This window comes from Rhizobium sp. CF080 (assembly GCF_000282095.2).
Lineage (GTDB): Bacteria > Pseudomonadota > Alphaproteobacteria > Rhizobiales > Rhizobiaceae > Neorhizobium.
In genome coordinates, this window is record NZ_AKKC02000008.1 from 198,490 (window position 1) to 213,068 (window position 14,579).

The window sequence follows — 14,579 nt, forward strand, 5'->3', positions numbered from 1 at the left end:
ATGAGGCCAGGACAGCAGAACAAACGCGGTCGAGGGCGCGGCAATAACAATAACAACAATGGCGGCGGCGGCGGCGGTGGAAATAACAACTTCAACCGTAAGGGCGGCAATCCTCTCAGCCGCACCTACGACAGCTCCGGCCCGGATGTGAAGATTCGCGGGACCGCCCAGCATATCGCCGAAAAATACAGCCAGCTCGCCCGCGATGCCCACAGCTCCGGCGACCGCGTGATGGCGGAGAACTATCTCCAGCACGCCGAACACTATAACCGCATCATTGCCGCCGCACAGGCGCAGATGCAGGACAGGTTCCAGCAGGACAATCGCGGCGACTACCAGGATCGGGACGGCAACGTCCAGGATCAGGACGACATGGACAATGGCGACAACGAGGACAATGGTTTCTCGCAGCAGCCGTCCATGGACGAGGCTCCGCAGCCGCAGGTCCAGCAGCAGCAGCCTCGCCGGGAGCAGCCCCGGGAACAACAACGCGAGCCTCGCGAGCAGCGGGAACCGCGTGAACAACGGGAGCCGCGCGAACAGCGTGACCAGCAGCGCGAACGTCCCCGCCGCGAAAACCGTCCGGAACAGCCGGCCGTCGCAGCGGTGCCGGTCCAGGTCGCGGCACCTCAGCCGGTCGCTCCCGTCATCGATGGTTCCGGCCCGCAGCCGGTGATCGAGGGCACGCCTGCCGAAGTGGCAGTCGAGGAAGAGGCCCAGGCCGAGGCAGCTCCGCGCCGTCGCCGGACTGCCAGCAATCGTCCGCGTCGTCCGCGCCGTGGCGAAGGTGCCGGTGAAGAAGGTGCTGCCGAAGGCGAAGCCTCGGGTGACGGCTCGCAGCCGGCCCTGGCGGATGCCGCTTCGGAATAAGCGCCGCTTTGGAACAACAAGATCAAGAAGGCCGCTCTTTTGGGCGGCCTTCTTCTTTTGAGCATGGATCCTTCTGCTTCAGGCGCGGGCCTTGCGACGATCGCGGGCGGAGCGGGCAAGGTCTTCAAGCACCGAGACGGAGGTTTCCCAGTCGATGCAGCCGTCGGTAATGCTCTGGCCGTAGACGAGAGGCTTGCCGGGCACGAGGTCCTGTCGGCCGGCGACGATATTGCTTTCGATCATCATGCCCTTGATGCCCATGTTTCCCGCAGCGATCTGCGATGCGACATTCCTGACCACGAGCGGCTGGTTCATCGGATCCTTGCCGCTATTGGCGTGGCTGGCATCAATGAGGATGCGTGGATCGAGGCCGCGCTTGAGACCATCCTTCGACACGGCCTCGACATCGGCCGCCTCATAGTTCGGCTTTCTGCCGCCACGCAGGATGACGTGGCAATCCTCATTGCCGGTGGTCGAGGCGATTGCCGCCCGGCCCTCCTTGGTTACCGCGGGGAAATGGTGCGGCTGCGAGGCGGCCAGTATGGCATCGAGCGCAATGCCGACGCCGCCATCGGTGCCGTTCTTGAAGCCGATCGGGCAGGAAAGGCCCGACGCGAGCTGGCGATGCACCTGGCTTTCGGTGGTGCGGGCGCCGATCGCGCCCCAGCTGACGAGGTCGGCGATATATTGCGGGGTGATCGTATCGAGGAATTCGCAACCGGCCGGAAGATCCATGACGTTGATATCCAGCAGAAGGCGCCGGGCGATCCGCAGGCCTTCCTCGATGCGGTAGCTGCCGTCGAGATGCGGGTCGTTCATCAGGCCCTTCCAGCCGACGGTGGTGCGGGGCTTTTCGAAATAGACGCGCATGATGATTTCGAGATCGTCACGCAAGCGTCGTCGCTGTTCTTCCAGCCGTGCCGCGTACTCCCTTGCCGCGACCGGGTCGTGGATAGAGCAGGGGCCGATGATGACGATCAACCGGTCGTCCTCGCCATGAAGGATGCGGTGTACGGTGTCGCGCGTCCGGGTCACGGTTTCGGTCACAGCATCGTTGCGCGGGATTTCGGCGATGATGTCGGCAGGCATGGTCAGCGGGGTGATCTCGACGATGTGGCGATCGTCGACGGCATTTTCGGGATTGGCATTCGGCACGGGCATGGCTCCTGTTTGGTCATACCGTGCGGAATTAAAAAAGCCGCCAGGTAGACTAGCGGCTTGAGGGAATGTCGTGGCATTGAAATCAGCTACGCACGGACCCGCATCCGCTTGGGAAAGCGGTAGCTATAAAATCGCGAGGCGCAGGCGGACGTGAACGACATGGGGTCTCTGTATTCGCTGGATCGTGGATTGTCACGCGGAAATTTGTGACGTTCCTGCCGACGGATTTTGAGCGTCTGAACTCTTTAAACACGAGAATTAGCTTACCATATCTTCAGCAACGCCGAGACTTCGGCAGGGCTCGCCTTTGAGGGAGCTCAATCTCAATCATCGGTTCGTGCCTTATCAAGGGCGGGTCGATCACTGGAGGTGTCAGAATGAACATCGAAAAATACTCCGAGCGCGTCCGCGGTTTCCTGCAGTCGGCTCAGACCCAGGCTTTGGCCCTGGGTCACCAGCAGTTCACGCCCGAACATGTGCTGAAGGTCCTGCTCGACGACGACCAGGGCATGGCGTCCTCGCTCATCGATCGTGCCGGCGGCAATTCCAAGGAAGCGCGCATCGCCAATGACGCCGCACTCGCCAAGCTTCCCAAGGTCTCCGGCGGCAATGGCGAGATCTATCTCTCCCAGCCGCTCGCCAAGGTTTTCGCGACCGCGGAAGAAGCCGCCAAGAAGGCCGGTGACAGTTTCGTTACCGTCGAACGCCTGCTTCTGGCGCTTGCGATCGAGACCTCGGCCTCGACGTCTGCGACCCTGAAAAAGGCCGGCGTGACGGCGCAGGGGCTCAATCAGGTCATCAACGACATCCGCAAGGGCCGTACCGCCGACGGCGCCAATGCCGAGGCCGGTTTCGAGGCGCTGAAGAAATATGCCCGCGACCTGACGGCGGAAGCTCGCGACGGCAAGCTCGATCCGGTGATCGGCCGCGACGACGAAATTCGCCGCACCATCCAGGTTCTCTCCCGCCGCACCAAGAACAACCCGGTCCTGATCGGTGAACCCGGCGTCGGCAAGACGGCGATCGCTGAGGGTCTGGCGCTGCGCATCATCAATGGCGACGTGCCGGAAAGCCTCAAAGAGAAGAAGCTGATGGCGCTCGACATGGGTGCCTTGATCGCCGGTGCGAAATATCGCGGCGAGTTCGAGGAGCGCCTGAAGAGCGTGCTCAATGAAGTGCAGTCGGAAAACGGCGAGATCATCCTGTTCATCGACGAGATGCACACGCTGGTCGGGGCCGGCAAGTCCGACGGGGCGATGGACGCCTCCAACCTGTTGAAGCCGGCGCTTGCCCGCGGCGAGCTGCATTGCGTCGGCGCGACCACGCTCGACGAATACCGCAAGCATGTGGAAAAGGACCCGGCGCTTGCCCGTCGTTTCCAGCCGGTCATGGTCGAGGAGCCGACGGTCGAGGACACGATCTCGATCCTGCGCGGCCTCAAGGAAAAATACGAACAGCACCACAAGGTCCGGATCTCGGATTCGGCCCTGGTTGCGGCTGCGACGCTTTCCAACCGCTACATCACCGACCGGTTCCTGCCCGACAAGGCGATCGACCTGATGGACGAAGCCGCCTCGCGGCTGCGCATGCAGGTGGATTCCAAGCCCGAGGAACTCGACGAACTCGACCGCCGCATCATGCAGTTGAAGATCGAGCGCGAGGCCCTGAAGAAGGAAACCGACAGCGCCTCGGCCGACCGGCTGTTGCGGCTCGAAAGCGAAGTCACCTCGCTCGAAGAGCAGGCGGACGCGCTGACGGCCCGCTGGCAGGCGGAAAAGCAGAAGCTCGGCCTCGCCGCCGATCTCAAGAAGCAGCTCGACGAGGCCCGCAACGAGCTGGCGACGGCTCAGCGCAAGGGTGAGTTCCAGCGCGCCGGCGAACTGACCTATGGCGTGATCCCCGAACTGGAAAAACGTCTCGTGGAAGCCGAAGCCCAGGACAGCTCGACCAATGCGATGGTGCAGGAAGTCGTGAACCCGGATGCGATTGCCCATGTGGTGTCGCGCTGGACCGGCATTCCGGTCGACAAGATGCTGGAAGGCGAGCGCGACAAGCTGCTGCGCATGGAAGACGAGCTGGCGAAGTCCGTGGTCGGCCAGGGCGATGCGGTCCAGGCGGTTTCGCGGGCGGTTCGCCGTTCGCGCGCCGGACTGCAGGATCCGAACCGGCCGATCGGCTCGTTCATCTTCCTCGGCCCGACCGGCGTCGGTAAGACAGAGCTGACCAAATCGCTGGCCCGATTCCTGTTCGACGACGAGTCCGCGATGGTTCGCCTCGACATGTCGGAATACATGGAAAAGCATTCGGTCGCGCGGCTGATCGGTGCACCTCCGGGTTATGTCGGTTACGAGGAAGGCGGCGCGCTGACCGAAGCGGTGCGGCGCAAACCCTACCAGATCGTGCTGTTCGACGAGATCGAGAAGGCGCATCCGGACGTGTTCAACGTTCTCCTGCAGGTGCTCGATGACGGGCGGCTGACGGACGGCCAGGGCCGCACGGTCGACTTCAAGAACACGATGATCATCATGACCTCCAATCTCGGGGCGGAATACCTGACCGCTCTTCGCGAGGGCGAGGATTCCGAGAGCGTGCGCGAGCAGGTGATGGACGTGGTGAAGGCCTCGTTCCGGCCTGAATTCCTCAACCGCGTCGACGAGATCATCCTGTTCCATCGCCTGAAGCGCAACGAGATGGGGGCGATCGTCGATATCCAGATGAAGCGGCTGCTGTCGCTTCTGGCGGAACGGAAGATCAGCATCGATCTTGGCGAGGATGCCCGCGAATGGCTGGCCGACAAGGGGTACGACCCGGTCTATGGCGCGCGTCCGCTGAAGCGGGTGATCCAGAAGTTCATGCAGGATCCGCTCGCCGAGCAGATTCTCGGCGGCCAGATCCCGGACGGCTCGGTCGTTGCGGTCAGCGCCGGTTCCGACCGGCTGCTCTTCCGCGTCAAGCGGGTGGTGAGCGAAGCTGCGTAAGCCAGGCTGAACGTAAAAGCAGAATGGCGGCCCCTGGCCGCCATTTTCGTTCGTACGGGTGCCGGCCCCTGTCTTACCGGCTGGCGACTTCGTCGGAGGCCTGGGTATTGAGCAGGGCATCGATCCGCTTGCGTTCGTCTTCGAAACGGGCAAGCGCCTTGCCGCTCAGAGAATTGCCGCCGGGCAGGCGGACCTTCATCGCATCGACCTTGGTGCCGTTGACGATCAGTTCGTAATGCAGGTGCGCCCCAGTCGATTGGCCGGTCGTCCCGACGTAACCGATCACCTGGCCCTGGGTCACCTTGGCGCCTTCGCGAACCCCCGGCGCGATCGCGCTCTGGTGATTGTAGGAGGAGACGTAGCCGTTGGCGTGGCGGATCAGCGTCTGGTTGCCGTAGCCGCCGGAATCCCAGCCTGCCTTTTCGACGATGCCGTTGCCGGTGGCGATGATCGGCGTGCCGCGCGGGGCGGCCCAGTCGGTGCCGGTATGCATGCGCGAATAACCGAGAATGGGATGGCCGCGCATGCCGAAGCCGGAGGTCATCCGGCCGTTCGGGAGCGGGTTGCGGAGCAGGAACTGCCGTATGCTCTTGCCGTCCTCGTCGAAATAGTCGACCGAATTGTCGTCGGCATTCTGGAAACGGTAGAAACGGCTCGTCGTGTCGCCGAAACGGGCATTCACGTAAAGCAGTTCGGAATCCTTGTTCGCCTGGCCTTTTTCGTCGGGGACCGAGAAGAAGGCCTCGATCTTGTCCGTCGGTTTCAGCTGGGCCTGCAGGTCGACATTGCTGGCAAGCAGTTTGACCAGCGTGCCGGTCATCTCCTTGCTCATGCCGTAGGAGAGGGCGGCCCGGTAGATGCCGTCGTAGACGCGCGGCAGTTCGCGGCCGGCAACGATCTGCGGGGATTGTTCGCTGAAGGCCGAGGCGACCGCGTCCAGCATCGGCGGCTCTTCGCCGTCCACGAAGCGGCCGTGATCATCGAGCGCCACCGTGACCCGGTGACTGCCGCGCCGATAGAGGCTGGCACGGACGACCAGAACCATATCGCCTTCCTGGATGACGCCGATGCGCAGCACGTCGCCGACGGAAAGGCCGGCCTCGCCGAGGCGGGACTGCAGGTATCCGGAAATTTCCCGCGCCTTGCCTTCCGGGTAACCGACCTCGGTCATCGCCTGGCCGACCGTTTCGGGCTTGCGCACGGGAATGATGTCGTCGGCATATTCCCGTGTATGGGAGTTGATCGGCTCGGGCGTCGAAACCGAGATGTTTTCCTCGACGACGCGCGCCGAAAGGCCGGCGGTGATATCGAGACCGCCGCCATCGTCCTTCGACGAGAAGCGTTGCGGATCGACATAATAGAGCGCCGAAAGCTGGCCGCCGCCATCGGTGAGCACGGAACCGTTGGAGCGGACGTTCTCCTCGACCTCCTCCAGCGTCATCGCCTGCGCGAAGGCATACATGCTGCCCTTGATGGGGAAGGCGACGGTCTGGAGACTGACTTCGGAATCGACGTTCGACCCGTAGATGACGCCGGCACGCGCGGCAGGCGGCGGCGGTGTTTCGCTCGACGAGAAGATCGTCATCGGATCGAAGTTCGGATAGTCTTCCTGCGCCACGTGGTTTGCGGCAAGGTTCATCTTCACATGCGCGAACGGTTTGCGGCGGACGACTTCCTTGCTGCCCTCGTGCACGACCGTCGAGACTTCCATCACCTTCCGGTCGGTCGGCATGGCGACGATATTGCCACCGAGCAGCCGCTTGCCGCGCGAGGCCGCATCGGCATCGTTTGTGGGGATGGAGGCGGACGCTTCGGCCGGGATCGCAAGCTGCTGCCGACCGTCGAGAGCGGCAAACAAAGCAACGCCCATCAGGATGGAAGATGTAATGCCCGTCAGAAACGTGCCGGAAAGCCAACGCAACGAAATCTCACGTCGATCCGGAGCGCGACGGCCGTCGGCGAGGATCGGCGGTTCGTTGCCGAGCGAGCGGATCATGCTGCGGGCCGTTATCATGCCAGTCTAAGCCAGTCCCTGATACTCGTTATTGCCGTAGGCAGCTTTCATACTGCCTGCGGGACCTTGGGCCAAACATGTGCCCCTTTCAGCGTAGAGAGTCAAACCGGTCAAGCTGCAAACGGGTGCATTGCTTGAATCGGCTTGAATCGCGCGCTTTCGAATCCCTCTCCGGAACGTGGTAACCATGAGATTGTGAATTTGTCGGGGCGGTTTTGGGGCAGGGGCCGAAAGGGAGGTGTTTCCAACCCTTCTGACGGGTCGAAATTCACGGGAAAACAGTCTCCGGGAAAATATTCTGGAAATTATCTTTTGAAATCAATCTGTTGGAATTTTTCTCAAAAATTTCAAAACATCCCTGTTGACTTCAAACTGGGGTGGGATCTATAAGCCCCCTCACTGAACGAGGGCGGCGGCGCTGCTGGCGACGACAGGCTTCGTTCTAAAGAAATCACTGATTGATTGGCGCATGCTGGTTGGGACCGAGTTTCGGTTTGGTCTCTGGAAGTATCGCTGTTCGGGAAGTTTTGACGGTTGTGCCTTCGGGCTTTGGGCGTCGGTTATTTGACAATTGAAGATGAGAAGAAAGAGAAACGTGGTCGGCGGTTTTCGCGGGTGGGGCTTTCGGGCTTTGCTCATTAGAAGACAAATGACGGTCACGTTTTGAACAAGAGAACACCTGGTTTGGTGCGCAGTGATGCGGACCTTATCAAAGTGAGTTCTCGTCGATTCAGAACAAGAGTGATTAGTCGGATTGGATTCTCAACTTGAGAGTTTGATCCTGGCTCAGAACGAACGCTGGCGGCAGGCTTAACACATGCAAGTCGAGCGCCCCGCAAGGGGAGCGGCAGACGGGTGAGTAACGCGTGGGAATCTACCCATCCCTACGGAACAACTCCGGGAAACTGGAGCTAATACCGTATACGCCCTTCGGGGGAAAGATTTATCGGGGATGGATGAGCCCGCGTTGGATTAGCTAGTTGGTGGGGTAAAGGCCTACCAAGGCGACGATCCATAGCTGGTCTGAGAGGATGATCAGCCACATTGGGACTGAGACACGGCCCAAACTCCTACGGGAGGCAGCAGTGGGGAATATTGGACAATGGGCGCAAGCCTGATCCAGCCATGCCGCGTGAGTGATGAAGGTCTTAGGATTGTAAAGCTCTTTCACCGGAGAAGATAATGACGGTATCCGGAGAAGAAGCCCCGGCTAACTTCGTGCCAGCAGCCGCGGTAATACGAAGGGGGCTAGCGTTGTTCGGAATTACTGGGCGTAAAGCGCACGTAGGCGGATATTTAAGTCAGGGGTGAAATCCCAGAGCTCAACTCTGGAACTGCCTTTGATACTGGGTATCTTGAGTATGGAAGAGGTAAGTGGAATTGCGAGTGTAGAGGTGAAATTCGTAGATATTCGCAGGAACACCAGTGGCGAAGGCGGCTTACTGGTCCATTACTGACGCTGAGGTGCGAAAGCGTGGGGAGCAAACAGGATTAGATACCCTGGTAGTCCACGCCGTAAACGATGAATGTTAGCCGTCGGCAAGTTTACTTGTCGGTGGCGCAGCTAACGCATTAAACATTCCGCCTGGGGAGTACGGTCGCAAGATTAAAACTCAAAGGAATTGACGGGGGCCCGCACAAGCGGTGGAGCATGTGGTTTAATTCGAAGCAACGCGCAGAACCTTACCAGCCCTTGACATGCCCGGCCAGCTACAGAGATGTAGTGTTCCCTTCGGGGACCGGGACACAGGTGCTGCATGGCTGTCGTCAGCTCGTGTCGTGAGATGTTGGGTTAAGTCCCGCAACGAGCGCAACCCTCGCCCTTAGTTGCCAGCATTCAGTTGGGCACTCTAAGGGGACTGCCGGTGATAAGCCGAGAGGAAGGTGGGGATGACGTCAAGTCCTCATGGCCCTTACGGGCTGGGCTACACACGTGCTACAATGGTGGTGACAGTGGGCAGCGAAGGAGCGATCCCGAGCTAATCTCCAAAAGCCATCTCAGTTCGGATTGCACTCTGCAACTCGAGTGCATGAAGTTGGAATCGCTAGTAATCGCGGATCAGCACGCCGCGGTGAATACGTTCCCGGGCCTTGTACACACCGCCCGTCACACCATGGGAGTTGGTTTTACCCGAAGGTAGTGCGCTAACCGCAAGGAGGCAGCTAACCACGGTAGGGTCAGCGACTGGGGTGAAGTCGTAACAAGGTAGCCGTAGGGGAACCTGCGGCTGGATCACCTCCTTTCTAAGGAAGCTGTGGAACGGTAAGACGCCTGACCTGATCTTCGGATCAACTCAGGATGAACCTTCCCGTGCTTTTTAGAACAATAGATGGCACCAGTCAGGTGACCATCGAAACGCAATACGCCACGGAATTACTTTAAGTAATCGGATGGTATGGCGAACCCGCCGACTACGTTTCTCTTTCTTCAAGAAGACAAAAAACCGCACGACCGGTTTGACTGAATGGGCCCGTAGCTCAGTTGGTTAGAGCACACGCTTGATAAGCGTGGGGTCGGTAGTTCGAGTCTACCCGGGCCCACCATTTGCTGAAGAGCGGATGGCCTGGTGCCGCACGGGTTGCGAACACAGTTGAATGGCGCGCGGATTATGGTGTTGATGAACGGGCTTTGTGCTGACGCTTGTCGGCTGAGGCTGTTCCCAAGTGATTGGGGCTGTAGCTCAGCTGGGAGAGCACCTGCTTTGCAAGCAGGGGGTCAGCGGTTCGATCCCGCTCAGCTCCACCATATATTGTCCTGACGCTGTCGCGGCCTTTGGCCGCTGCGCTCCGGACGGGCCGCCGAACGATCGGCGACGGCCTCTGGCCTGTATGGGTGAACCCGTTGTTGGTTTGCCGCCTTTGTCTTCTGAAGAAAAACAAGTTTGCACGATGCTATTCTAGTGTCTGTGCCTGTTCTGCAAAAATCGTGAAGAGAAGATTGATCTGGAGGCTTCCAGGTATGGGTTTAGGCCCATGTCCGAAGCCGGTTCCAATGATGTCGTTGATGGCCTAGCCGGCCGGATACGAAAGAGGGATCGGAGTAGGTAGGAAGCTTGTCACTCTGGTCGTTCGTTGTTGGTATTCCTTATGGGGTGCTTCTGACGGATTACTGATGGCCGTTGCCTGACCGCGCGGTCCTGGATCATATCTCGAGAAGCTGGTCTTAAAGACAGGTTTGCAAGCGGGTCGCTCGGCGTGACCCCAATCAAGCAAGCTTGTCGAACACGTCGATGGCATCATGAGAAGGGCTGGTTGTAAAAGGTAACCGGTCCGCCACGCATTGGGTGTGAAAGCCCGATGGGTGGCTATATTGATGAGCATTGGCAATGAGAACGATTAAGTGTCGTAAGGGCATTTGGTGGATGCCTTGGCATGCACAGGCGAAGAAGGACGTGATACGCTGCGATAAGCCGTGGGGAGCTGCGAATGAGCTTTGATCCATGGATCTCCGAATGGGGCAACCCACCTTAGATACCTAGAAAGTTTAAGCCGTCTTTCGGGACGGTTTAGGTTTCTAGGTATTGTTAAAAGGTATCTTACCTTCGAATAAAATAGGGGTAAGAAGCGAACGCAGGGAACTGAAACATCTAAGTACCTGCAGGAAAGGACATCAACCGAGACTCCGTAAGTAGTGGCGAGCGAACACGGACCAGGCCAGTGGCAATGAGGAATAAAGCCGAACGCTTTGGAAAAGGCGGCCGTAGCGGGTGATAGCCCCGTAGGCGTAGAACACTCATTGTCCTAGAGTAGGGCGGGACACGTGAAATCCTGTCTGAACATGGGGAGACCACTCTCCAAGCCTAAGTACTCGTGCATGACCGATAGCGAACAAGTACCGTGAGGGAAAGGTGAAAAGCACCCCGACAAGGGGAGTGAAATAGAACCTGAAACCGGATGCCTACAAACAGTCGGAGGGCGCAAGCCTGACGGCGTACCTTTTGTATAATGGGTCAACGACTTAGTGTAACTAGCAAGCTTAAGCCGGTAGGTGTAGGCGCAGCGAAAGCGAGTCTGAACAGGGCGTTCAGTTAGTTGCATTAGACCCGAAACCGAGTGATCTAGCCATGAGCAGGTTGAAGGTTGGGTAACACCAACTGGAGGACCGAACCCGCATCTGTTGCAATAGATTGGGATGACTTGTGGCTAGGGGTGAAAGGCCAATCAAACTCGGAAATAGCTGGTTCTCCGCGAAAACTATTTAGGTAGTGCGTCGATCGAATACCCCGGGGGGTAGAGCACTGGATGGGCTATGGGGACTCACCGTCTTACTGATCCTAACCAAACTCCGAATACCCGGGAGTACTAATCGGCAGACACACGGCGGGTGCTAACGTCCGTCGTGAAAAGGGAAACAACCCTGACCTCCAGCTAAGGTCCCCAAGTCATGGCTAAGTGGGAAAGGATGTGAGGATCCCAAAACAACCAGGATGTTGGCTTAGAAGCAGCCATCATTTAAAGAAAGCGTAACAGCTCACTGGTCTAATTAAGGGTCTTTGCGCCGAAAATGTAACGGGGCTAAAGCCATGCACCGAAGCTGAGGATGTGCGACTTGTCGCACGTGGTAGCGGAGCGTTCCGTAAGCCTGTGAAGGAGGACCCGTGAGGGCCTCTGGAGGTATCGGAAGTGCGAATGTTGACATGAGTAACGATAAAGAGGGTGAGAGACCCTCTCGCCGAAAGACCAAGGGTTCCTGCTTAAAGTTAATCTGAGCAGGGTTAGCCGGCCCCTAAGCCGAGGCAGAAATGCGTAGGTGATGGGAACCACGTTAATATTCGTGGGCCTGGTGGTAGTGACGGATTGCTCAACTTGTGAGGTCTTATTGGATTGATCTTGCAGGGACGCGGTTCCAGGAAATAGCTCCACCGTATAGACCGTACCCGAAACCGACACAGGTGGTCAGGTAGAGTATACCAAGGCGCTTGAGAGAACTATGTTGAAGGAACTCGGCAAATTGCACGCGTAACTTCGGAAGAAGCGTGACCCCATTTTGGGCAACCATAATGGGGTGGCACAGACCAGGGGGTAGCGACTGTTTATCAAAAACACAGGGCTCTGCGAAGTCTAAAGACGACGTATAGGGCCTGACGCCTGCCCGGTGCTGGAAGGTTAAGAGGAGAGGTGCAAGCTTTGAATCGAAGCCCCAGTAAACGGCGGCCGTAACTATAACGGTCCTAAGGTAGCGAAATTCCTTGTCGGGTAAGTTCCGACCTGCACGAATGGCGTAACGACTTCCCCGCTGTCTCCAACATAGACTCAGTGAAATTGAATTCCCCGTGAAGATGCGGGGTTCCTGCGGTCAGACGGAAAGACCCCGTGCACCTTTACTATAGCTTTACACTGGCATTCGTGTCGGCATGTGTAGGATAGGTGGTAGGCTTTGAAGCGGGGACGCCAGTCTTCGTGGAGCCATCCTTGAAATACCACCCTTATCGTCATGGATGTCTAACCGCGGTCCGTCATCCGGATCCGGGACAGTGTATGGTGGGTAGTTTGACTGGGGCGGTCGCCTCCGAAAGAGTAACGGAGGCGCGCGATGGTGGGCTCAGACCGGTCGGAAATCGGTCGTCGAGTGCAATGGCATAAGCCCGCCTGACTGCGAGACTGACAAGTCGAGCAGAGACGAAAGTCGGTCATAGTGATCCGGTGGTCCCGCGTGGAAGGGCCATCGCTCAACGGATAAAAGGTACGCCGGGGATAACAGGCTGATGACCCCCAAGAGTCCATATCGACGGGGTTGTTTGGCACCTCGATGTCGGCTCATCGCATCCTGGGGCTGGAGCAGGTCCCAAGGGTTTGGCTGTTCGCCAATTAAAGCGGTACGTGAGCTGGGTTCAGAACGTCGTGAGACAGTTCGGTCCCTATCTGCCGTGGGTGTAGGAATATTGACAGGATCTGTCCCTAGTACGAGAGGACCGGGATGGACATATCTCTGGTGGACCTGTTGTCCTGCCAAGGGCATAGCAGGGTAGCTATATATGGAATGGATAACCGCTGAAGGCATCTAAGCGGGAAACCAACCTGAAAACGAGTGTTCCCTATCAGGGCCGTGGAAGACGACCACGTTGATAGGCCGGGTGTGGACGTGCAGCAATGCATGAAGCTTACCGGTACTAATCGCCCGATTGGCTTGATCGTTCTCATTGTTCATGCTCATCAAGCAAAGCTTGATGGCATTAGACCTTGTCCTGACGCTGTCGCATCCTTCGGATGCTGCGCTGCGGACGGCCCGCCAAACGATTGGCGACGGCCGCTGGCCTGTATGGGTGCCACAAGCATCCCTAGGGCTGGAAAGGTTCAAAGACGTGTTCAAAAGACTAAAAACGAAGTGAAAACTTCACCAGCTTCTCAAATGTTGCGCTTCGCTGACCTGGTGGTCATTGCGGGGCGGCCGCACCCGTTCCCATTCCGAACACGGCCGTGAAACGCCCCTGCGCCAATGGTACTCCGTCTCAAGACGCGGGAGAGTAGGTCGCTGCCAGGTCTGCTAAACGCAACATATCTTCTCGATCCACGAAACCTACGGCCCTTAAGCCGACCAAAGGGCCGCCCACAAAGCGGCCTTTTTGCTTTGTTAAAACTGAAAGACGAGGAAAATCGCACCGGAAATCTCCCGCTGCGGCCCTCACATCAGACAACTTGGGCAAGCCCAAGTGGCTTACGCAGACGCGAAAAAGCCTTCGGTTTTATCGCACCGGTATTTTGCCGCAGGCAAAAACCTTATAACGCGGGGTGGAGCAGCCCGGTAGCTCGTCAGGCTCATAACCTGAAGGCCGCAGGTTCAAATCCTGCCCCCGCAACCATATTCCCAAAAGCCCGCCTTGTGCGGGCTTTTTGCGTTGCGTCATGGCCTTGGAGGATATCCTGCCTCCATCTTCGCTGCTACTCTGCCGACATCAGCCGAGGGTTGACGCGCATCAAAGAATGCTGTGGCGGAAGGGCGCATAGACAGACGTGACTGTGCCGTGCCAGTAACGGGTGTTCGCACCGGACATCGATGGCTGGTCGCAACTGATGAGGGGATCGTGAGAAACCGCAGGACACCTGTCTCAAGTATTGTCTTCACGATGATCGCGGCATACGCGCTCGTCCTGCAGATGCTGCTTGGGTCCGTCCTTCTCGGATCGGCGGTCGCAGCTCCCGTCTTCGATGACTTTGGAAACCCGCTTTGCATTACCCATGCCGACAGCAGCGGGCAATCCAATCATAAGGACAGTTCGAAACTGCCCGAGTGCTGCACGCAGGCGTGCAGCGTTCTAGCCCCGGTACTCGCACCACAATTTTCCGACAATTTTCTGAGCAACCGGCTGGAGGCCAAATCCAGACCGATTCCGGCCGAAGCGGATATAGGTCCCTTCGAACGCCCCGAGACCTCTCCCGGAAATCCCCGCGCGCCACCCCAGGCGGCCTGAAGGCATGTCACGCAAAAACCGGAAGCGGTTTTGCGATAGGGCACGCGAAAACAAAGGCTTAAAGCGTGAGAAGCGAATCTGAGAGATCGTGAGGCGCTTTAAGTCGGGCAATCCCTGGATCTTCTGTTCCTGAGTTCGGTCCGGACC

The 14,579-nt window shown here is 58.4% G+C and carries 4 protein-coding genes, 3 tRNA genes and 3 rRNA genes; 8 read left to right on the forward strand and 2 right to left on the reverse strand.

From position 1 onward, the window contains the following. Nucleotides 1-870 (forward strand): DUF4167 domain-containing protein, encoded by an 870-nt coding sequence (locus PMI07_RS18305; protein ID WP_007764294.1) that lies wholly within the window; start codon nt 1-3, stop codon nt 868-870. 78 nt (nt 871-948) lie between these two features. Here PMI07_RS18305 and PMI07_RS18310 read toward each other — a convergent pair whose 3' ends face one another. After that, nucleotides 949-2,025 (reverse strand): 3-deoxy-7-phosphoheptulonate synthase, encoded by a 1,077-nt coding sequence (locus PMI07_RS18310; RefSeq protein ID WP_007764289.1) that lies wholly within the window; start codon nt 2,023-2,025, stop codon nt 949-951. 383 nt (nt 2,026-2,408) lie between these two features. Here PMI07_RS18310 and clpB point away from each other — a divergent pair, with 383 nt between their 5' ends. Continuing rightward, on the forward strand, nt 2,409-5,009 hold the full coding sequence (gene clpB / locus PMI07_RS18315) for an ATP-dependent chaperone ClpB (RefSeq protein WP_024163909.1): 2,601 nt from the start codon (nt 2,409-2,411) through the stop codon (nt 5,007-5,009). Between the two features lie 73 nt (nt 5,010-5,082). Here clpB and PMI07_RS18320 read toward each other — a convergent pair whose 3' ends face one another. Then, nucleotides 5,083-7,023: a M23 family metallopeptidase gene (locus tag PMI07_RS18320; protein WP_024163910.1), complete on the reverse strand. Its 1,941-nt coding sequence runs from the start codon at nt 7,021-7,023 to the stop codon at nt 5,083-5,085. 763 nt (nt 7,024-7,786) lie between these two features. Here PMI07_RS18320 and PMI07_RS18325 point away from each other — a divergent pair. From PMI07_RS18325 to PMI07_RS18355, 6 genes are all read left to right on the forward strand, one after another. Continuing rightward, a 16S ribosomal RNA gene (locus tag PMI07_RS18325) occupies nt 7,787-9,267 on the forward strand. Between the two features lie 223 nt (nt 9,268-9,490). Further along, nucleotides 9,491-9,567 (forward strand) — tRNA-Ile (locus tag PMI07_RS18330). A gap of 126 nt (nt 9,568-9,693) precedes the next feature. Continuing rightward, nucleotides 9,694-9,769, forward strand: a tRNA-Ala gene (locus tag PMI07_RS18335). A 588-nt stretch (nt 9,770-10,357) separates the two neighbouring features. Beyond that, nucleotides 10,358-13,158, forward strand: a 23S ribosomal RNA gene (locus PMI07_RS18340). A 231-nt stretch (nt 13,159-13,389) separates the two neighbouring features. Continuing rightward, nucleotides 13,390-13,504, forward strand: a 5S ribosomal RNA gene (rrf, locus tag PMI07_RS18350). The 16S, 23S and 5S rRNA genes sit together here with 3 tRNA genes alongside, the layout of an rRNA operon. Nucleotides 13,505-13,746: 242 nt before the next feature. Further along, nucleotides 13,747-13,823 (forward strand) — tRNA-Met (locus PMI07_RS18355). Nucleotides 13,824-14,579: the final 756 nt, after the last annotated feature.

Coding starts and splice junctions, on each gene's coding strand:
- PMI07_RS18320 (WP_024163910.1), bottom strand. CDS start 7,023: ATGATAACGGCCCGCAGCATGATCCGCTCGCTCGGCAACGAACCGCCG.
- PMI07_RS18305 (WP_007764294.1), top strand. CDS start 1: ATGAGGCCAGGACAGCAGAACAAACGCGGTCGAGGGCGCGGCAATAAC.
- clpB (WP_024163909.1), top strand. CDS start 2,409: ATGAACATCGAAAAATACTCCGAGCGCGTCCGCGGTTTCCTGCAGTCG.